Consider the following 19,689-nt stretch of genomic DNA (forward strand, 5'->3'; position numbering starts at 1 on the left):
TTTGTAGAATGAATCGCCCACACTTGTGACTCAGGTGTGGGCGATCGCTTATGAAAACGGCAAGTCTAATATCAGTATATTCAAGTTATGCGATCGCCTACGGAGCTACAATTCTAGTGTTTCGGGATTAAAGTTTTATTTTATTCTCTAACAGAAAAATATTAACTATTTAAGCTATAGCGGTTCCCATTCAGATGCGGTACAAAATTATATCGTGGGGTGTAGGGGCACGGCAGTGCCGTGCCCCTACACCCCACGCAAACGAGAAGCGCTATATTTAAAATTTGTCGCTAAGAGCCAATCCTACTGTCGCTACAAGCAAGTGATTTTAGTCGATTATCTAAAATCATCAAGTGTTATCTGAGTAGTAGCAATTTAAGTCTGATTGCCTAGTAACGCTTCGCTGCAATTCTAAATTCCAAATGCTCATATCATAAGCATTTGGAATTTTGCAGATTGCTTAAGAGTAGGGTATGGTTGCTCGATTTACGCCGTGCTGCACTTTCTTCAAATCAGGTTTATCCCGTTATTTGGCACAATAACTCAATGTTACTAATTGACCAAACACGCTTACCTAACGAATATACATTTGTGGAAATTCACCGCAGTCAAGATATGGCGCGGGCGATTAAAACCATGATTGTGCGAGGTACGCCTGTAATTAATGTAGCTGCGGCTTATGCAATGCTATATAAGGCTTTTGTGTACTTCATACGAGTGAAAAACGCTATATTATTAGGGGTAAACGTAAAAAGGTCAGCACGATAAAACTGATGTAGGTTTAGTTTTGTAAAAACTGTGAAATCACTGATTTATCAACTGTTCGCTGATTTTACATTTCGTCAGAGCGCTTGATTTTTTTAACGCAGACTTACTTCCAATTTAAATTAGTAATAATTTTGATGACAAATTTTCCAAACCAGGTTTATCCCGTTATTTGGCACAACGACTCGGTGTCATTAATTGACCAAACCTGTTTACCTAACGAGTATGCATTTGTGGAAATTCACCGCAGCGAAGATATGGCGCGGGCGATTAAAACCATGATTGTCCGAGGTGCGCCTGCAATTGGTGTGGCTGCGGCTTATGGAATGTTTCTTGGCGCAAGGGAAATTGAAACAAGCGATCGCCACGAATTTTTGCAAAACTTAGATAAAGTAGCCCAGTTGTTGCGTTCTACTCGTCCAACGGCGGTGAATTTATTTTGGGCAATCAGCCGGATGATGAAAACTGCCTACGAAACTCTGGGAACAGTAGAAGACATCAAGCAAATCCTTTTCCAAACAGCCCAAGCAATCAACATAGAAGATTTACAAACCTGTCAAGCGATCGGCGACAATGGTTTGGCAGTTTTGCCCAATACTCCACAAAAGCTGAGGCTACTTACTCACTGCAACGCTGGGGCATTAGCTACTGCTGGTTATGGCACTGCTTTAGGTGTGGTGCGTTCTGCTTGGAGGGAAGGACGTTTAGAACGTTTATTTGCCGATGAAACCCGTCCTCGCTTACAAGGCGCAAAACTCACCACTTGGGAATGTGTGCAAGAAGGGATTCCAGTGACATTAATTACTGATAATATGGCAGCCCATTGCATGAAACAGGGTTTGATTCATGCTGTAGTTGTGGGTGCTGATCGCATTGCTGCCAATGGCGACACTGCTAACAAAATTGGTACATATAGTGTTGCGATCGCTGCTATTGCCCATAATATACCCTTCTTTGTCGCTGCACCCCTTTCCACCGTTGATTTTGAATTAGCCGATGGCAGCCAAATTCCCATTGAGGAACGCGATCCAACAGAAATATATCAAGTTGGCGATACTATTCTCACACCTGAGGGTGTAGATTTTTACAATCCAGCTTTTGATGTGACTCCGGCTGAGTTGATTACAGCCATCATTACAGAGAATGGAGCGATCGCACCTCACGAATTAGCAAAATCACAGTTAAAGCAATTACCGATTGGGTTAAATCCGAATTAATGGAGAACTTGCGCCGAGTTCTCGATAACTCTACCGATCGCTCTAAATCCGAATAACGGAAACTTTATAGAGGATTGCCCCAAAAAAATCTCCGACTTTTTAGAAAAGCCGGGGACTTTGTTTTTTGACTACTTTAAAATCTGACGGATCAAAATTTATCAGCAATTTTTTCAATAATTTTATCTAAACTTCATATTTGGACTAAATTCAATAAGCAAAATCCGCAATTACTTTCTCAAAATAAGCTTTGACTTTCTCAAACCCCAGTTTGCTTTCTCATTTTGGTGTTTTCCGCAAGTAAAATAAGCTTTGACTTATTCAAAACAAGCTTTTGCTTTCTCATTTTGGTGTTTTCCGCAAGTAAAATAAGCTTTTGCTTTCTCAAAATGCCATTTGACTTACTCAAACCCCAGTTCGCTTTCTGATTTTGGTGTTTTTTGCAAATAAAATGCCATTTCGCTTTTTTAAAATGGTTGATTTAGTAAAAATACTGACCTGGCGAATAAAAATCGTCAGGGCTTTCTCAAAATTATTTGGTCATTCGATTAAAAACCCTAGACAAGGAACAAATATAGCGCTTCTCGTTTTCATCGATAAAATCAAGCTTTTAGAGTGCTTGTCTAAAGGGGCGTAGACCTTGAGTTTCTATATTAGCAGGTGATTTTCCAAAACCTTTAGCCATCAAAATAATCTCGTATTTGTACCTTTATACCAATACCTTAGCCAATTTACGAGTATTGCCATAGAGCAAATTTAGAAACCTCTCCCTGTCTTGAACTAAAATTCAAGTCTCTTCCTCTCCGACTCGGAGAGGGACAGGTTTTGTGTAATAAAACCAGGCAGAGGTCTTTTTATTCAACTAATTAACCCTAGTAAACTTAACCAAAATGCTGAATAATTGCCTCGGCAAATTCAGAACATTTTAAGGGTTCAACTGGCGGTTCTAACAACCGGGCTAAATCGTAGGTGACTTGACTACTGGCGATCGCATCGCTTAAACCTTTCTTAACTAGGTCTGCGGCTTCTTGCCAACCCATAAATTCCAGCATCATCACACCAGACAAAATCACTGAACCCGGATTAATTCGATCTAAGCCAGCGTGTTTAGGTGCAGTACCGTGGGTAGCTTCAAATATGGCACTAGAATCACCAATATTAGCCCCTGGCCCCATTCCCAATCCCCCAACAATGGCGGCGGCGGCATCAGACAAGTAATCGCCGTTCAAGTTCATCGTCGCCAAAATCGAATACTCATCCGGTCTAGTTTGGATTTGTTGAAAAATACTGTCAGCAATCCGGTCATTCACCAAAATTTTATCTTTCCATTTGCCATCGCCGTGGGTTGCCCAAATTGAGTTAAGAACAGTTTCAACTTCCTTGACAATTTGCGCTTTTTTCTCTTCAGTGAGAGCATCAAACCCAGGATCAATCTCGCGGGCGTTTTCTTCTAAGGAAATATTGGGATTTTTTTCCTTGTTACTCAAAATCCAAGATTCTCGTTCAGTGACAGTTTCTTGGCGAAATTCGCTGGTTGCTAGTTCATAACCCCAGTCGCGGAAAGCGCCTTCTGTGTACTTCATAATGTTGCCCTTATGCACCAAAGTCACTTGTTGCTTATGTTTGGGCAAGAGCAAAGCGTGTTTAATGGCACGTCTGACTAGACGCTGGGAACCAGTTTTGCTGATGGGTTTGATGCCAATACCAGAATCAAGAGGAATGCGTTTTTTCCCATGTTCTGGGGTGGCGGGGATCAGTTCTTCGTTGAGAATTTTAATTAAGCGATCGCCGATTTCGCTACCTTGTCGCCACTCAATGCCTAAATAAATATCTTCTGTATTCTCCCGATAAACAATTACATCCAGCTTTTCGGGATTTTTGTGGGGTGAAGGCGTACCTGCATAGTAGCGGCAAGGACGTACACAGGCATACAAGTCAAAAATTTGCCGCAGCGCCACATTTAAAGAACGAATTCCCCCCCCAATGGGAGTAGTCAAAGGCCCTTTAATAGCTACACCATATTCTTCAATTGCCGTGAGAGTGTCCTGAGGTAAATATTGATAAGTACCGTATAAATCGCAGGCTTCGTCCCCAGCGTAAACCTTGAACCAACTAATTTGACGCTGACCCTTGTATGCTTTGGCTACCGCAGCATCTAGCACTTTTTGGGTAGCAGGCCAGATGTCTATACCTGTGCCGTCGCCCCGAATAAAGGGGATAATTGGATTGTCCGGTACGATTGGTTCACCATTTTTGAAGGTGATTTTTGCTCCGGTTGCGGGGGGGGTAATCTTTTCATACATCGTTCACACACTCCTAATCGATACGCTGCTAGTTAAAAAAACCTTATGTGGCAGGCTTGTATATTTTGCTGTGTCTTTTGTTCACCAAGCCATAAGGCACAGATTTTCCCCCTATTCCCCTTGTACATTATTTGGGAATTATAATGTGGGATTTCAGTGAAGCGATCGCAATTTTGTACGATCAAAAATAGTAAACTACTTTTCGCTATCAGTGCTTCGCCTTAAAGAAGCCTAATAGCTTACCACTTTTTCACTGACCGCTAAAACGAGAATGGCATGACAGACCCAATGATTTTATCAGGCCCTGCTAATGACATCGACTCCCTCCGACAACCATTAATCGCTGGGTCTGAAAAAGTCCAACAACAGATAATCCCACAGTTAGCTGAGTTGGGTAATGAGGGATTAGACGTGTTGATGGAATTTTTACTGAAACGACGTGAAAACCCAGCGACTTGGGTTGATGGCAAAGCTTACCAAGTCCTGTATAACTCTGATGCACCCCAAGCCAAAGAATTTTTGCGCTCCTGTTTTCCTGAAGGAATTGTACCTCTAAAATCAGAGTGCGACATTAACTACAATTCTTTGCAACAGCTACTTGCTGTTCAAGACTTCCAAGCAGCCGATCGCCTCACCATAGAAAAAATGTGTGAACTATCAGGGCCAACGGCTGTACAACGAAAATGGTTGTATTTTAGTGAAGTAGAAAATTCCTCAGCTGTTGACTTGCAAACCATTAACAACCTCTGGTTAGTCCACTCCGAAGGTAAATTTGGCTTTTCAGTGCAGCGAGAAATCTGGTTAAGTTTAGGTAAAAATTGGGAGAATTTCTGGCCGAAAATTGGCTGGAAAGCAGGTAATACCTGGACGCGATACCCTAACGAGTTTACCTGGGATTTGAGTGCGCCTAGAGGCCATTTACCCCTCTCTAATCAACTTCGGGGGGTACGAGTTTTTGCTTCTTTACTCTCTCACCCTGCTTGGACAAAGAATTCTGAAAAATGATTTTGAGAAATAGATAATGGCAAACGTTCGTCTAGAAGATATTAAGCGTAGATTCAATAACGTCACTGCGATTGAGGATATTACCTTTGAAATTCCCGATGGCGAGTTTTGGGTTTTAGTCGGGCCATCGGGTTGTGGTAAGTCTACAATTTTGCGAACGATCGCTGGTTTAGAAACCGCCACATCAGGTAAACTCTTCATTGGCGATCGCTTGGTGAATAATATCCCAGCCAGACAACGAGATGTGGCGATGGTGTTCCAAAACTACGCTCTCTATCCTCACATGAGTGTGGCCCAAAACATCGGCTTTGGCTTGCAAATGCGGAAGGTTGACCGAAAAATCATTCAAGAACGAGTGATGAATGTGGCGCGATCGCTTTCTCTAGATCACTTGCTAGATCGTAAACCCAAACAACTTTCGGGTGGACAACAACAACGAGTAGCATTAGGGAGAGCGATCGCTCGTGAACCCCAAGTGTTTTTACTTGATGAACCTTTATCTAATTTAGATGCCCAATTGCGCGATGATACCAGAGCAGAATTGAAACAGTTACATCAACAATTAGGTATTACAACTATTTATGTCACCCACGATCAAGTTGAAGCGATGACTTTGGCTGATAAAATTGTCGTGCTAAATCGCGGGCGGATTCAACAAATTGGCGATCCCCAAACTATTTATGCAAATCCTGCTAACCAGATGGTGGCAAGTTTTTTAGGCAGTCCGCCAATGAATATTTTGCCTGCAATCTATCAAAATAATGGTTTTGATGTGAGTGGACAGTTATTAGCGATTCCAGCAGTTGTAAATGACAAATTACAGTCGCATCAGGGACACAGTTTTGATTTAGGGATTCGTCCAGAGCATATCAAAATCAACACTGACTCAGAACGAGCTGAACCCCCGGCTACCGCTAACAGTATTCAAAACTCAGGACTATTATCGGTTGAAGTTAAAGTTGTGGAACCTTTGGGAAGAGAAACTTTGATTCGTGCTGGTTTACCTGCTTCGGCGGTGATGTTGAATATTCAGGTAGGCGGTGATATGCGTCTTCGTCCAGGCGATCGCCTTTCTCTACAGCTCGATTTAAATCAGTTGTTTGTATTCGATCCCAAAACTGGGGACAGAATTTTATAAAGAGTTTCTTAAACTGCCAGAAGTAATCGCTAATTTCTAATTTTTTGTAGCCAAAATCTAAGAAAATGAAAACTGCAATAGAGACTGAATAGATTCGCTGCAAAACTTATATGACTATTAATCGACGCCATTTCTTGGTTTTACTTACATCAGGTGCTGGTGCTTTTGCATTAGACGCTTGTGCATCGGCAGAGAAATCTCCTCAGGGAAACACTGCAACTTCCGAGACAACACCAAATATAACAGCAAATACAACACCAAATACAACACCAAATACAACAGCAAATACAACGCCAAATACAACAGGGGCTATTCAACTACCACCTTTACCTTACGCTTACGAAGCACTCGAACCACACATCGATGCTAAAACGATGCAATTTCACCATGATAAACACCACGCAACTTATGTTAAAAACCTGAATGCAGCGTTAGCCAAACATCCAGAACTCAAAGGCAAAACTATTGAAGAACTGTTGCAAAAACTTGACAATGTACCACAAGATATTCGCAAAACAGTACGTAATAATGGCGGTGGTCATGTCAACCACTCAATGTTCTGGGAAATTATGAAACCGAAAGGTGGGGGAGAACCAACAGGAAATATAGCCTCCGCGATTAATCAAAATTTTGGCTCTTTTGCAGCTTTCAAAAAACAGTTTAACGAGGCTGGTGCTGGTCGTTTTGGTAGTGGTTGGGTTTGGCTAGTGCGTAACAAGGGTGGCAAGTTGGAAGTGGCAACTACAGCTAATCAAGATAGTCCCTTAAGTGCAGGTAAATATCCCATCCTGGGTAATGATGTATGGGAACATGCATATTATCTCAATTACCAGAATCGCCGTGCGGATTATTTAGATGCTTGGTGGAACGTAGTTAATTGGGATGAAATTAATAAGCGGTTTGCAGCAGCAAGTAAATTTGCTTAAAAATGGGGCAGGAAAGATAGCAAAAAATAAAAAGTTTATCTTCGGCTCCTGTCAAAGTAATTCGTAATTATAATCAGTGTGGGCTGCTCTAGCTTTTATAATTACGAATTACGAATTACGAATTAGTTAAAGAGGCTTTTGGGTAGGTATACCAATAGCACGCGGAAACTGAATTGGTGTGGTGCTTATTTTACGCAAATACACACAGTGCCGGATGCTATGACTTAAGGGTGTTGTAAATTGTTCGATTGATTCAATGACACCACCCAACTGGTTCACAGCATTCTGTAAAGCAGCTGTTTCATCCTCTGTCCAATTACCGCGATAAATTATGGCTAAACCTCCCTGTTTGAGTAGTGGTAGAGTATATTCTGCACAGACAGAGGCTGCCCCTACGGCACGGATCAATGCAATATTATAAGCTCGTCGATGCTGTGGGTGCTGACCAATTTCTTCCGCTCTACCAACAAGAGTTTTGGCATTGGTTAGGGCAAGTTCACTTAATATATTGTCGAGGAAAGTAATTTTTTTCCGAGTTGAATCGAGAAGAGTAATTGTGCAATTAGGTACAGAAATTGTCACTGGAACACCCGGAAAACCCGCACCTGTACCAATATCGATGAGAGCGGGAGAAGCAGAAGAGAAATTTACTGATAACAGAGATGCAATTCCTCGCAAAGAATCCCAGAGATGTTTTTCCCAAAACTCTTGGGGTTCAACAATCCGAGTTAAATTTTGTTGACGATTACCTTCTAGGATTAACTCATAAAGCTTTTGAAATTGTACTTGCTGTTGAGGAGTTGGTTGCCAATTGAGAGTTTGCTGCCAGATTTCTGCCATTTCAGGCAATAAGTTTGTCATTTGTCATTTATCATTTGTCATTGGGCATGGGGTCTGAGGCATTCTCTTTCTCCCCTTGCCCCCTGCTCTTTTCTCACACAGTTGGTAGAGGTTCTTTAACTTTGGATTCTAGTGTCTTTGGGTCTACTGATTCTAGTTCGCCGTGGTTAAGTGTCCAGCAACGGTCTGCGATCGCTAACAGATCCCCAGCATCGTGTGTCACTATTAACAATGTCCAATCTTGTTTCAGTTTTGCTAATAAATTTACCAGTTGCCGACGCATTGACCAATCTAAACCAGCTGTGGGTTCATCTAATAACAGTAAATTTGGCTGGCGAATTAATTGCACTGCTAAAGCTAAACGTCGTTGCTGACCACCACTCAAAGCATGGGGAGCAGCGGAAAGCGATAAATGCTCTAATCCCACCTCACTCAGCGCCTGTCTGACTCGTTCTGACCCTAACTCAGGATGTCCTAAACGCAATTCTTCTAAAATCGAACCACCACAAAAGTGTCGCTCTGGAAACTGAAATACCAGCCCGGCTAATTGTTGTAGCTGTTCGGCTAGAAGTTCTTGTTCACGCCAGAAGAGAGCGCCAGTAGTGGGTTCGGCTAGTCCCGACAAAATTTCTAGTAAGGTACTTTTACCCGAACCACTCGGACCAATAATCAGACCTAGCTGCTGGGGTGCTAATTCTAAATTGATCGATTTGAGAATCGCTGTTGGGCACGCTGTCGGATGATAATTTACATTTCGGAGATAAAGCATTTGTTAAGATTACCAAAAAGTCAGCAAATTACTGATTAGCTACACTGAGAGTATCTGGAAAATTCTGGAAAAATTTACAGCGCATTACCTGGATTAACACCTTAATTTAGCAGCAAGAATTATCCACTTTTTCTCCATTGTGGCAGACTAAGCCTGGAAGCATGGAAAGATTACCAATATATAAGAAAATTTTGGTTGAAGCAGAGGCAAGTTCAAATTAACCATTTTTGCATTCTAAGTAACACATACAACTATTTCGTGCGATTCGTTGACTAGAGAATCACGGTAGTCAGTCCGTAAATAACTAGTCCAGTCTGACAGCAGATTACTGTCACTAAAGGCTGAACTCTCGGTCAGATGTAGGTGAAAGCCCTACCATTCCGACTCAGAATTGACTCCTTATCTGCCCACACCGAACAAGCTCGGTTCTTGTAGAGTGAAGCTGGGAACAGGGTGCAATCAGACAGCCGTTACGGGCTGACACTGGCGCTAATAGGGGGTTCCCATGATGATAACAGAGCCTAGAAAAGTGACCTATTGTAGAGCAGGGCGTAACACAAACAACCCTGACTCCATTAGAGACAAATTCAATTCCCGCCGCATTTCGGAATAATTAACGGCAAGAGTCCAGGGAATCTAATGGTCAAATTGGCTACATCTAACGGAACTATCAATCTCTCCGAGGGAACGAATAAAAACGAGTTGTGGGTCTAGGGGCAGTCGAACCCCAAGTAGCCCAGACGAGCGGAGGAATCCCCACAATTCGGGTAGGACAGACCGTAATTGGTCTGAGGTGTTCAGAATACACTAACTAGAGAAGAGTATGATTAGACACAGTTACAAAACCAGTGAATCATGGTTAACGTTACCCTGGAAGAAATTCCGGCGTAACCTATTCCGCCTTCAAAAGCGCGTGTACAAAGCTGTTCAAGTTGGAAACAAGCGGAAAGCTAGGTCACTCCAAAAGCTTATTCTAAAATCCACCTCGGCTCGATTTCTTGCAATTAGACTTGTATCTCAGCTAAACGCTGGTAAAAAGACAGCTGGTATTGATGGTAAGAAATCCCTCTCATTTGAAGAACGCTTCAACCTAGAAGAACTACTGAAAATGAATAGTGGAAATTGGAAGCATCAAGGCTTAAGGGAAATCCCTATTCCCAAGAAAGACGGGACTACCAGAATGCTTAAGATACCAACCATCGCGGATAGAGCTTGGCAATGCCTAGCAAAATATGCACTAGAACCAGCACACGAAGCCACCTTCCACGCCAGGAGTTATGGGTTCAGAACTGGGCGCTCTGCCCATGATGCACAAAAACACATCTTTAACAACCTAAACTCCCAAGCCAACGGAATAGAAAAACGAGTAATCGAACTCGATATTGAAAAGTGCTTCGACAGGATTAGCCACTCAGTAATAATGGACGAACTCATCGCCCCCAAAGGCCTAAAACTCGGTATCTTCCGATGCCTCAAGGCAGGGGTAAATCCAGAATTTCCTGAACAAGGAACCCCACAAGGGGGAGTGGTCAGCCCACTATTAGCAAATATTGCACTCAACGGAATTGAGAGTATCCACAGATACCACTCTCTACACAGAGGGGGAAGAAGGATAACACCTGAAACATCGGCAAAACAAATTGCCGAGCCATCAATCCGATACGCGGATGACATGGTTATTATACTCCGACCCGAAGATGATGCAACAGAGATACTTGAAAGAATCAGCGAGTTCCTCCGCAAACGCGGAATGAATGTAAGCCAAAAGAAAACCAAAGTTACCGCCGCGACAGATGGGTTTGATTTCCTCGGCTGGCACTTTAAAGTCCAGAAAAACGGAAAGTTCAGATGTAGTCCCTCAGTGGATAACTTTAAAGCGTTCCGTAAGAAAGTAAAACACGTCGTTAACAACTCGAATTATGGTTCTATCGTAAAAGCTGAGAAATTAGCTCCGATAGTTAGAGGCTGGAGAAATTACCATAAGTTCTGTAAGATGGACGGCTCAAAGCACTCGCTTTGGTTCATGCACCACAGAGCCTACACGGTATTTAACAAGGAAACAAAACAGAATCGCTATTCGAGCGAAAAGCTCATAAAGAAAGCATTTCCAACGGTTCCTACCTCCGAAAATAAACACGTCATGGTTCAGGGTACCAAATCCCCGTATGACGGAGACACAGCCTATTGGAGTGAACGTAATAGTAAGCTCTACGACGGCGAAACCTCTAAAGCCCTCAAGAAGCAAAACCATAGATGTGCTTCCTGCGGTCTAAAATTCATCGATGAAGAACGGATTAATCTGCATCACATCGATGGAAATCACGCCAATTGGAAGAAAAATAATCTGGAAGCAATTCATGAGAGTTGCCACGATTACAAACACATAAGCAAAAGCGCAAGCTAAGAACATCGGAAGCTGGGTGCGGTGAAAGTCGCACGCCCAGATTTAACTGAGAGGTGCGGGGAATAATATCCCCCATCGACTCAACCAACCGCAATTATTCTGAGGGTTAAAATGACTAAAAGGTTTTCTTCGCCTCGATTAGTAGAATCTGCTAAACTAACCACCTTTGCTCAGACTGCTTTTGCAGGTGCGATCGCACTTAATGTCTGGGTAAATCCCTCTCTGGCTGGCGATCCGTTTCGCAATCGCGAACCTCATCAAATTGGCGACCAAACAGAAGCAGCTTTTAAAGCAATTTTTCAACAGGGCAACTATCCAGTAGCAGATCATTATCTGGAACAAGCACTATCCAAAGAGCCAAATGAACCTCTAGTTTATGCTATGAAGGCATCTTTAGCATACGGAAATAAGGATTGGGCTAAACTTGACACCTACAGTCAGAAAACTCTAGAAACAGGACAAAAACTGATTCCTAGCGATCCATTGCGTGGTAATTTATACATTGCTATTGGTCATTTTTTAGAAGGAGCAGTAGTTATCACTCGTGAAGGTACAGTCAACGGTGTACCCCAAGCCTTGAGTCGGCTACGACAAGTTTATGAATATTTAGACAAAGCCGAAGCAATTTCTGCCAACGATCCAGAACTGAATTTAATCAAAGGTTATATGGATTTATTATTGGCGGTTAATTTGCCTTTTGCTAGCCCAGATCAGGCAATTCGACGCTTAGAACAAAATGCTTCTCCTGGGTATCTAGTCGATCGGGGTATTGCTCTTGCTTACCGAGATTTAAAAAAGTATCCACAAGCACTAGAGTATGTGAATCGGGCGATCAAAACCACATCCGATAATCCAGAAATTTATTATCTCAAAGCCCAAATCCTGAAACAACTGGGGCAAAAAGAAAAAAGCCAGGAAACGATCGAGGAAGCGATCGCTAATTTTGACAAAGCATTGACTAAAAAATCTCAACTCCCAGGCGATTTAGTCAAACAAATTGAGCGCGAACGCAGAAGTGCTGTTAGCCTGAAGAATGCTGGGTAATTGAGCATTGGCGATTAAGTTTTTTCTCTATCTCCTATGCCCCATTCTCCATTCCCTACTTTGATATGCTTATTTCTAGAAGAGTAATTGAGATATTAGACCAAAATGGAGATTCAGTTCCGCGAAATTAATCCTTTTGATATGTGGATTTGGCTGAGATTCAGCACAAATCCTTCTGCGCGTGAAAAGCAATATGTAGAAGAAGTTTTCAATTCCTGGTTTTATCTGGGTAAATTGGGTGCATTTAATGCAGAGAATCTCCAGGTGCAGGACACTGGACTCGATATCAGCTACATGAATTATGATGAACAGGGCTATGACAAAAGCCTACTAGCACTGATGCACAACATAGGTGAGTTTGAATATGAGGGACAGTGGGGACGTTGTTGGTTTGATTTAGGAACCAGTGATGCGATCGCTCTGGATATTTTAATCAATGCTCTCACACAGCTTAGTCAGGAATATGTCACCATTGAAGAATTGTACATCGGTGGTGAAAATTCAGATTGGCCTATTGAGGATAGCGAAAGTCGTCCTCAGTCTATTTATGATAATTAGTTACAATGAATAAAGCAGGCGAAATTCGGGTAATAGCCTTGGGGCTAATTCGGGATAGCGAACGCATATTTCTTTCTGAAGGCTACGATCCCGTAAAACAACAAACATTTTATCGTGCTTTAGGCGGTGGTGTCGAATTTGGCGAAACCAGCCGTGCCGCCTTAGAACGAGAGTTTCAAGAGGAAATTCAGGCACAATTAACTAATATTAAATATTTAGGTTGTATAGAAAACCTGTTTACATTTAATGGTAGGCAAGGTCATGAAATTATTCAGCTTTATCAATGTGACTTTGTTGATTCAAAATTTTATCAACTGGAAAGTTTAATTTTTTCCGAATCACCACATCATAAACATAGAGCGTTATGGATAGATATATCTCGCTTGAAATCTGGGGAATTCAGATTAGTACCTGAAGTATTTTTTGAATATTTATAAATCATCTGGAAATCGCACTCAACAAAGACACAATATATTGGTTGAGACTAACGCCTTCCCGTTCAGAAGTCTCAGCTAAACGCCGATGTAAAGATTTTGGCATCCGTAGTAGTAGTTTACCGCTATAGCTATCATTATTACTTGGCAAGGGAATATCATCGCCTGCTTCATAAGCTGTTTCAATCCACAATTCCCGCGCCTCATTAAGATTTGCCATTATCTCTTCAAGAGTTTCGCCTTGGGTAAGACATCCAGGTAAATCTTTAATTTGAGCTACATATCCCCCCTCTGGGTCGGGATAAAGTGTTAGAGGGTACTGAAGATTTAAATAATATTCTAAGGACGGCTTCTCAATCTGCTGGTTCTTCTGGTTCAGTGTCTTCATCAATCCACTCTTCTAAATTTAATAGTTCAACTATTTGCTGTACATAAACTCCTTTAACTTTTTGTCCTCCTGTTTTGGGTACAGTGATAATTTTACCTTGGGAGTCTCGGAAGCTATGATGGCTACCCTTAGACCTTTTCTCTTCAAAGCCAAAAGCTTCCAATAGATAGTACACTTCCTGAAACCGCACTTCTGGAGGTTATTTTAGGAACTGATCTACTAATTTTCTTAATTTGCTCATTGATAAATGATACTATAGATAGTATCAAAAATGTGAGGCATAAAAGCAAAGACGTTGAGGTTGAACTAACCTAATGGGTGTACCTGAAACAAACCCAAAGATACCAATGCTTTCACCAAGCCTCTACGAAACTGATTTTTACGCTTGGACACAGGAACAAGCAACTTTACTTCGCAATGAGCAGTGGAGTCAGATTGATCTGCAAAATCTGATTGAGGAGATTCAATCTTTGGGTAAACAGCAACGTCAATAATTACGAAATCGTCTGAGTGTGTTGATGGGAAATTTACTAAAATGGCAGTACCAGTCCCAACGCCGTAGCCGTAGCTGGTTAGCAACACTTCGGATTCAACGGTTAGATATTGCTGAACAGCTTGAAGACAATCCTAGCCTCAAACCCTACCTTGAAGAAGCACTTCGCAAAGCCTACCTTAAAGGTGTCGAATTGGCTGTTGGAGAAACAGATTTGCCCAAGCGGACTTTTTCGGTGGAGTGTCCTTACAGTTTGTCAGAGATTGTTGACTATGATTTTTACCCCGGTGAACCAAGCAAGTTAGTGGATGAATCAGAGCAGTAATTTGAAATTAAAGTAAATCTTCTTCAGATAGCTGGGCTATTTTCATCAAAGCTTTCAAGGTTCCAACTTTCAAATCTTGATTGCGGTGAACAGGAATTGACAGGATTTTTTCTACTTCGGGGTTTTCATAAATATGATGACTGCCAGTAATTCTTTGCAAAACCCAACCTTTTTGTTCCACAATCTTACAAAGTTGCTTGCCGGAAATCGATTTCATACAGCAATTTCAACAACTTGATCTGTTGACTCAATTGCATTACGACTGTTGGCAACTTCAAGCCAACCTTCAATAGCATCTTTTAAATTAGCCATCACCTCTTCTATGGTGTCTCCTTCGGTAATACAACCGGGAAGCGCGGGAACTTCTGCCCAATAGCCGCCTTCTTCTGCTGGATGAATGATTGCTCTGATTTTCATAAACTTGTTGAGCTAGTTTGTGAGAATATACAAATAAGCATACCTGTTTGTTCTTAACTCTGGCGACTCAAATTAATGTTGTTCACTGCAACAGAGTGTTAGGCTACGCTAACTGACTACCTACACTTCTCTTTAAAGTTCAAGCTTGTCCAGCAGATTATAGTCATTTATTTTTCGTTTTATAAAATCTAAATATTCCTGATATGTTTTGATATCCTGTTGCTCAACCTCTTTAACAAATCCTTTTTTATCGCTGTTAATTTTTCTCATCAAAGTTATCGATCCAGAACTGAGGCAGAAATCAATCTCCCCAAATTGAGCAACTTTTTCAGACAGTCCACCTTTACGGTTTACCTCTTTTAGTTTCCCGCTTTTAGAAAGCTGGTTTAACTTCAGAGATAGAGTCTCTTCTTCTCCCAAAAAATATTCGCAATAATGATAAATTCTAAATCCATAATCTGCTACGTCTACAGATGAATCTTCTAAATTATTATGTTGTTTGATCCTCTGAATGCATTCATCAAGTAAGTCTGCCATACGATCGCAAACAAACTGACATATATCTACATACTCAAGTCGATTTTTTGGAAAGTAGTCAATCTGAGAACGAAAAGAAACTGCTGAACCAGATATTCGATATCCCCAAACAACAACTTCTCCCTCATCCTCCCAAGAATCAGGACGATTCTCGCTCACGGGTTTGGGCCTCATGGCGTAACTTGCGAGCGTATGCTTGACTATCTGTAATATCAGGTCGTGAGTTTATCACACCTTCGCTCTGCCAATAAGCAACGAGTTCGGCTCCTGTCCTCGGTGGATTTGCTAAAACCTGCCTCACAGAAAGAATCCGAAGAATATATTCAGAAAGAGGAAGGTTTAGCCGAGAAGCTTCAGTAAAAAGCTCGTTTTCTAGCTCTGGTGGCAAATCAAGATTAATACTCACTCTGGTTATCCTCTGTAGGTTTGGTTCTAAATTGATAGAAACTTGAGCAAAACTTATCAAACAATAGCAGCCTCTGGAATTGCACCCTGCATTCTCCCGAAAGCATCAATCAAATTCTGCAATTGTTGATCTGCCTTAAAAACCCCTAACCCGCGCACTGTAATTTTACCTGGAGAATAGACAAAGCGTGTCTTGAGATTGTCTGGTAAATTCGCCGCCAACAAATTCCAAGCAGGTTCCTCCATCGGTGTTTCTAAAACGACGTGCTGCTTTTGTTCTGGCTTAATGCGGCTAAATCCGAGCTTTTTCGCTAGCTGCTTGAGTTCCATGACTCGCAAAAGTTGATTTGCAGGGACAGGTAAAGTACCATAGCGATCGCTCCATTCGGCTGCTATCTGTTTTAATTCTGATTTAGATTTAGCTGTGGCCACCGCCCGATAAGCACTCATCTTTTGATCCAAATCGGTAATATAATCTGCTGGGATAAACGCCGTCAGGTTGAGGTCAATCTGGGTATCCTCCACTTTCGGAATTTCTTGTCCTCGGATTTCCCGAATTGCTTCTTCCAGCATTTCCATGTATAAATCAAAACCGATGGCATCCATTTGACCGGATTGTTCTGCCCCTAGCAAGTTACCCACGCCTCTGATTTCCATGTCGCGCATCGCTAGTTGATACCCAGAACCTAACTGAGTAAATTCCTGAATCGCTCGTAATCGTTGCCGAGCCGCATCAGATAATGCTCGTTGCTTCGGATAAAATAACCAAGCATGAGCTTGTATCCCTGCACGTCCCACACGACCGCGTAATTGATACAGCTGTGCCAATCCAAAGCGGTGAGCATCTTCAATCAAAATCGTGTTGACTCGCGGAATATCTAAGCCAGATTCAATAATTGTCGTACAAACGAGGATATCTGCATCGCCATTGCTGAAAGTGAGCATGGTTGATTCTAACTCGCTTTCATCCATTTGACCGTGAGCGATCGCAAATCTAGCTCCCGGTATTACTTCTCGTAAATTGGCTGTTGTCTCTTCAATTCCGTCTACTCGTGGAACTACATAAAACACCTGTCCACCTCTGTCTAATTCTTGACGAATCGCTGTGCGGATGCTTTCGGAATTAATCGGTGATAAATGGGTTTTAATCGGTCGTCTGGTTGGTGGTGGAGTGGTAATCAAACTCATTTCCCTAATTCCCGACAAGGACATATACAAAGTCCGGGGAATGGGAGTGGCGGAGAGAGTCAGCACGTCTACCTGAGTTTTCAGGCTTTTAATTTTCTCTTTCTGGTTCACCCCAAACCGCTGTTCTTCATCTACTATCAACAGTCCTAAATCACGGAATGCCACACCTTTACCTAAAAGTTGATGTGTACCAACTACTACATCTAATTCGCCCGTTGCCAATCGCTTTTGAATATCGCGGCGTTCTTCAGCCGAACGAAAACGGTTGAGTAAACCGACATTTACGGGGTAGGGTGCAAAACGTTCTTTGAGTGTATGGTAATGCTGCTGTGTTAAAATAGTTGTTGGCGCAAGGAGTGCCACTTGTTTACCGGCGATGACTGCTTTAAAAATAGCACGAATCGCCACTTCCGTCTTCCCAAAACCGACATCGCCACAAACTAAGCGATCCATTGGGCGATCGCTTTCCATGTCGCGTTTTACATCTTGAACAGCTTTGAGCTGATCGGTTGTGGGTTGGTAGGGGAAAGAATCTTCTAATTCCTCTTGCCAAGGCATATCACCTGGAAAGCTAAAACCTTGTTGTTGCGATCGCGCTGCATATAGTTTCAACAAGTCCACCGCCAATTTTTTGATCGCTTTGCGGACTTTATTCTTCGTATTTTCCCAAGCTTTACCGGTCATCCGATTGAGTTCCGGTGCTTTATCACCTGCGGCCCGGAACCGCGATAAAGCACCTACTTGATCGGCTGCGACTCTAAGTAATCCATCAGCATACTGTACCACCAAGTAATCACGGGTTTCGTTATTAATCGTCAAACTTTCCAGCTTGACAAATTTACCAACACCATGATTTCTGTGAACCACATAATCGCCCGGACGCAGCTTATTGGGATCAACTTGTTTAGAAGTAGCTTTGTGGCGCTTGCGGATATAGCCGGGAGTCGCCAAGGAATGCTGCCCAAAAAATTCCCGATCTGTGACAATTACCAATCGGTACGTAGGTAGAATAAAACCTTCTAATTCCGCAAGACCAGAATATTTTAGGGCAATAGGAGTATGGTTAATTTGGAGCTTATCTATCGCTTGGTAGTCGCGGGGATTCGGGATAAACTGAGCCGGACAGTCATGTTCTTGCAACAGCGAGACGGAACGCGAAGGTTGAGCAGAAAGCAGCCAGATCGAGAAATTGCGATCGCGTTCTTGGCGGATGGTTTCAGCTAATTTAGCAAACTGGTGCGGCGTGACTGGAACAGGTCGGCTAGCAAGATTGATCCCGCTATTTTCCTCTGATAGTTCCGATAAATATAATGTTTTAAACTTGGCAACATCAACCAGACAGTCATCAAACGAACGGTGTATTTTCGGCAATGTTAGGGGAGTAGATTCTTGCTCATGGGTTATTCCCCATTGTTCTTGGGCATTTTCTACCCAGCGATCGCTATGAGCATGACACTGTTCTGGCTCATCAATGGCAATCAGGGTATTCTCTGCTAAGTAGTTTAGCAAAGATGCTGGTTGCTCGAAAGCTAACCCCAAAAAACGACGACTACCCTCGATCAGAGATGAGTTATTAGTGCTAAGTTCTGAGTCATAATTCAACTCAGCACTCAGCACTCGGAACTCAGGACTATTTTTCAGTGCAGCCATCACGACGGGAGTAAAGCTAGTGGGGGTAAGAATTAACTGGTCAACTTTGTCGAGGGCGGAACGTTGGGTTGCTGGGTCAAATTCCCGCATTTGCTCGATTTCATCGCCAAACCATTCCAACCGGACTGGAAACTCAGAAGAAACCGGGAACACATCAACAATATCGCCCCGTCGGCTCCATTGTCCTTCTGTTTCCACCAAAGGCACTCTTTCGTATCCCAAAATAGTTATTTTTTCACTGAAGCTATTCAGGTCTAATTCCATCCCTTTTTTCAGGGTAAGACAGAATTGTTGAAAAGCCTCTGGCGGAGGTAAATGGGGTTGCAGCGCCCCTTGAGTAGCTACAATCGCCATATTTGTCATTTGTCCTTTGTCATTTGTCCTTTGTCTTTGGTTTGTTTCTAAGGACAAATGACTAATGACTAATGACTCTTGACTGTTGACCAAATCTGCCAATACCTGCATTTGCCCCCAACTCATTTCAGTTTCCGGGTCAAAAGGTTCGTAGGGAGAAGCCTCGGAGGTGGGGTAAAAATGTACTGTTTGCCATCCCATTGCCTCCAGTTGTGCGTAAACGCGTCCAGCTTCTTCCAGAGTGGCGCAAACCACGAATAAATCCTTGCCCTGAGCTTGTGCTAATGCCGAAGCCACTAGAGTCTTGGGCAGCCTGGGAATGCCATTTAACCGCAATTCTTGTTGTCGATTCAGCTTAGAAAGAAATTCAGTAGTAAGCGGCGATCGGCCTAAGGCACGCACAATAGAAGAAAATGACATAAGTACTACTAGCGATGGGAGTCTTTGTGAGTCAGCAAATCTTGAGGCAGTTTATGTCAACTATTTTAAAAGTGTTAACAGCTTTCTGATTCCTTCGGTGGAAGAATAATGC

Annotated in this window: 19 protein-coding genes and 2 pseudogenes; 11 read left to right on the plus strand and 10 right to left on the minus strand. The window is 42.4% G+C overall.

The features are described from left to right. Positions 1-25 precede the first annotated feature (25 nt). The 3 genes and pseudogenes from NLP_RS35635 to mtnA all read left to right on the plus strand — a co-directional run bounded on the left by NLP_RS35635 (position 26) and on the right by mtnA (position 1,982). A complete protein-coding gene (locus NLP_RS35635) occupies positions 26-151 on the plus strand; it encodes a hypothetical protein (RefSeq protein WP_267894887.1) in 126 nt (41 codons plus the stop codon). A 395-nt stretch (positions 152-546) separates the two neighbouring features. Next, a pseudogene (locus NLP_RS22715) lies at positions 547-687 on the plus strand (S-methyl-5-thioribose-1-phosphate isomerase); the annotation flags it as partial. 215 nt (positions 688-902) lie between these two features. Further along, entirely contained in the window at positions 903-1,982 is a 1,080-nt protein-coding gene (gene mtnA, locus NLP_RS22720) for an S-methyl-5-thioribose-1-phosphate isomerase (protein WP_104908335.1), read from the plus strand. Positions 1,983-2,860: 878 nt separating this feature from the next. Here the strand turns inward: mtnA and NLP_RS22730 are convergent. Then, positions 2,861-4,282: an NADP-dependent isocitrate dehydrogenase gene (locus NLP_RS22730; RefSeq protein ID WP_104908337.1), complete on the minus strand. Its 1,422-nt coding sequence runs from the start codon at positions 4,280-4,282 to the stop codon at positions 2,861-2,863. 276 nt (positions 4,283-4,558) lie between these two features. Between NLP_RS22730 and NLP_RS22735 the strand changes: the two genes are divergently transcribed. The 3 genes from NLP_RS22735 (at position 4,559) to NLP_RS22745 (ending at position 7,351) form a co-directional block, all read left to right on the plus strand. Continuing rightward, entirely contained in the window at positions 4,559-5,287 is a 729-nt protein-coding gene (locus tag NLP_RS22735; RefSeq protein WP_104908338.1) for a GUN4 domain-containing protein, read from the plus strand. Between the two features lie 16 nt (positions 5,288-5,303). Beyond that, entirely contained in the window at positions 5,304-6,425 is a 1,122-nt protein-coding gene (locus NLP_RS22740; protein ID WP_104908339.1) for an ABC transporter ATP-binding protein, read from the plus strand. Positions 6,426-6,535: 110 nt separating this feature from the next. Beyond that, positions 6,536-7,351, plus strand: coding sequence for a superoxide dismutase (locus NLP_RS22745; RefSeq protein WP_104908340.1), 816 nt, complete (start codon positions 6,536-6,538; stop codon positions 7,349-7,351). A gap of 126 nt (positions 7,352-7,477) precedes the next feature. Here NLP_RS22745 and rsmG read toward each other — a convergent pair whose 3' ends face one another. Continuing rightward, a complete protein-coding gene (gene rsmG / locus NLP_RS22750; RefSeq protein WP_104908341.1) occupies positions 7,478-8,212 on the minus strand; it encodes a 16S rRNA (guanine(527)-N(7))-methyltransferase RsmG in 735 nt (244 codons plus the stop codon). 73 nt (positions 8,213-8,285) lie between these two features. Next, positions 8,286-8,960: an ABC transporter ATP-binding protein gene (locus NLP_RS22755; protein WP_104908342.1), complete on the minus strand. Its 675-nt coding sequence runs from the start codon at positions 8,958-8,960 to the stop codon at positions 8,286-8,288. A gap of 823 nt (positions 8,961-9,783) precedes the next feature. Here NLP_RS22755 and NLP_RS22760 point away from each other — a divergent pair. From NLP_RS22760 to NLP_RS22775, 4 genes are all read left to right on the plus strand, one after another. Continuing rightward, positions 9,784-11,364, plus strand: coding sequence for a group II intron reverse transcriptase/maturase (locus tag NLP_RS22760; RefSeq protein WP_104908343.1), 1,581 nt, complete (start codon positions 9,784-9,786; stop codon positions 11,362-11,364). 111 nt (positions 11,365-11,475) lie between these two features. Further along, a complete protein-coding gene (locus NLP_RS22765) occupies positions 11,476-12,408 on the plus strand; it encodes a Sll0314/Alr1548 family TPR repeat-containing protein (protein ID WP_104908344.1) in 933 nt (310 codons plus the stop codon). A 105-nt stretch (positions 12,409-12,513) separates the two neighbouring features. Then, positions 12,514-12,966, plus strand: a complete 453-nt coding sequence (locus NLP_RS22770; RefSeq protein WP_104908345.1) for a DUF3531 family protein — start codon at positions 12,514-12,516, stop codon at positions 12,964-12,966. A gap of 5 nt (positions 12,967-12,971) precedes the next feature. Continuing rightward, positions 12,972-13,403, plus strand: coding sequence for an NUDIX hydrolase (locus NLP_RS22775; protein ID WP_104908346.1), 432 nt, complete (start codon positions 12,972-12,974; stop codon positions 13,401-13,403). A gap of 1 nt (position 13,404) precedes the next feature. On the opposite strand, the gene NLP_RS22780 is transcribed toward NLP_RS22775, so the two are convergent. Both NLP_RS22780 and NLP_RS22785 read right to left on the minus strand, forming a co-directional pair. After that, positions 13,405-13,788 carry a type II toxin-antitoxin system HicB family antitoxin gene (locus NLP_RS22780; RefSeq protein ID WP_104908347.1) on the minus strand — a complete coding sequence of 128 codons (384 nt, stop codon included), beginning with the start codon at positions 13,786-13,788 and terminating at the stop codon, positions 13,405-13,407. Continuing rightward, the gene (locus tag NLP_RS22785; protein WP_104909984.1) at positions 13,754-13,963 is read right to left on the minus strand and encodes a type II toxin-antitoxin system HicA family toxin; all 210 of its coding nucleotides are present in this window, start codon (positions 13,961-13,963) and stop codon (positions 13,754-13,756) included. The genes NLP_RS22780 and NLP_RS22785 overlap by 35 nt, the downstream gene beginning before the upstream one ends. Before the next feature lie 172 nt (positions 13,964-14,135). On the opposite strand from NLP_RS22785, the pseudogene NLP_RS22790 reads away from it, so the two are divergent. Next, positions 14,136-14,606 (plus strand): annotated as a pseudogene (locus tag NLP_RS22790) (DUF29 domain-containing protein). A gap of 7 nt (positions 14,607-14,613) precedes the next feature. Here NLP_RS22790 and NLP_RS22795 read toward each other — a convergent pair. From NLP_RS22795 to mfd, 5 genes are all read right to left on the minus strand, one after another. After that, entirely contained in the window at positions 14,614-14,823 is a 210-nt protein-coding gene (locus NLP_RS22795) for a type II toxin-antitoxin system HicA family toxin (protein ID WP_104908348.1), read from the minus strand. Further along, entirely contained in the window at positions 14,820-15,023 is a 204-nt protein-coding gene (locus tag NLP_RS22800) for a type II toxin-antitoxin system HicB family antitoxin (protein ID WP_104908349.1), read from the minus strand. The genes NLP_RS22795 and NLP_RS22800 overlap by 4 nt, the downstream gene beginning before the upstream one ends. 132 nt (positions 15,024-15,155) lie before the next feature. Then, positions 15,156-15,719 (minus strand): hypothetical protein, encoded by a 564-nt coding sequence (locus NLP_RS22805; RefSeq protein WP_104908350.1) that lies wholly within the window; start codon positions 15,717-15,719, stop codon positions 15,156-15,158. Then, complete coding sequence (locus NLP_RS22810; RefSeq protein WP_104909985.1) at positions 15,700-15,966, minus strand: hypothetical protein; 267 nt, start codon at positions 15,964-15,966, stop codon at positions 15,700-15,702. The genes NLP_RS22805 and NLP_RS22810 overlap by 20 nt, the downstream gene beginning before the upstream one ends. Positions 15,967-16,022: 56 nt before the next feature. Beyond that, positions 16,023-19,577, minus strand: a complete 3,555-nt coding sequence (gene mfd / locus NLP_RS22815) for a transcription-repair coupling factor (protein WP_104908351.1) — start codon at positions 19,575-19,577, stop codon at positions 16,023-16,025. Positions 19,578-19,689 lie beyond the last annotated feature (112 nt).

The organism is Nostoc sp. 'Lobaria pulmonaria (5183) cyanobiont', from assembly GCF_002949795.1.
In the GTDB taxonomy this organism is placed as follows: Bacteria; Cyanobacteriota; Cyanobacteriia; order Cyanobacteriales; family Nostocaceae; genus Nostoc.

Excerpts from the sequence above, each read along its gene's own strand:
- mtnA (WP_104908335.1), top strand. The coding sequence starts at position 903 with ATGACAAATTTTCCAAACCAGGTTTATCCCGTTATTTGGCACAACGAC.
- NLP_RS22730 (WP_104908337.1), bottom strand. The coding sequence starts at position 4,282 with ATGTATGAAAAGATTACCCCCCCCGCAACCGGAGCAAAAATCACCTTC.
- NLP_RS22735 (WP_104908338.1), top strand. The coding sequence starts at position 4,559 with ATGACAGACCCAATGATTTTATCAGGCCCTGCTAATGACATCGACTCC.
- NLP_RS22740 (WP_104908339.1), top strand. The coding sequence starts at position 5,304 with ATGGCAAACGTTCGTCTAGAAGATATTAAGCGTAGATTCAATAACGTC.
- NLP_RS22745 (WP_104908340.1), top strand. The coding sequence starts at position 6,536 with ATGACTATTAATCGACGCCATTTCTTGGTTTTACTTACATCAGGTGCT.
- rsmG (WP_104908341.1), bottom strand. The coding sequence starts at position 8,212 with ATGACAAACTTATTGCCTGAAATGGCAGAAATCTGGCAGCAAACTCTC.
- NLP_RS22755 (WP_104908342.1), bottom strand. The coding sequence starts at position 8,960 with ATGCTTTATCTCCGAAATGTAAATTATCATCCGACAGCGTGCCCAACA.
- NLP_RS22760 (WP_104908343.1), top strand. The coding sequence starts at position 9,784 with ATGATTAGACACAGTTACAAAACCAGTGAATCATGGTTAACGTTACCC.
- NLP_RS22765 (WP_104908344.1), top strand. The coding sequence starts at position 11,476 with ATGACTAAAAGGTTTTCTTCGCCTCGATTAGTAGAATCTGCTAAACTA.
- NLP_RS22770 (WP_104908345.1), top strand. The coding sequence starts at position 12,514 with ATGGAGATTCAGTTCCGCGAAATTAATCCTTTTGATATGTGGATTTGG.
- NLP_RS22775 (WP_104908346.1), top strand. The coding sequence starts at position 12,972 with ATGAATAAAGCAGGCGAAATTCGGGTAATAGCCTTGGGGCTAATTCGG.
- NLP_RS22780 (WP_104908347.1), bottom strand. The coding sequence starts at position 13,788 with ATGAAGACACTGAACCAGAAGAACCAGCAGATTGAGAAGCCGTCCTTA.
- NLP_RS22795 (WP_104908348.1), bottom strand. The coding sequence starts at position 14,823 with ATGAAATCGATTTCCGGCAAGCAACTTTGTAAGATTGTGGAACAAAAA.
- NLP_RS22800 (WP_104908349.1), bottom strand. The coding sequence starts at position 15,023 with ATGAAAATCAGAGCAATCATTCATCCAGCAGAAGAAGGCGGCTATTGG.
- mfd (WP_104908351.1), bottom strand. The coding sequence starts at position 19,577 with ATGTCATTTTCTTCTATTGTGCGTGCCTTAGGCCGATCGCCGCTTACT.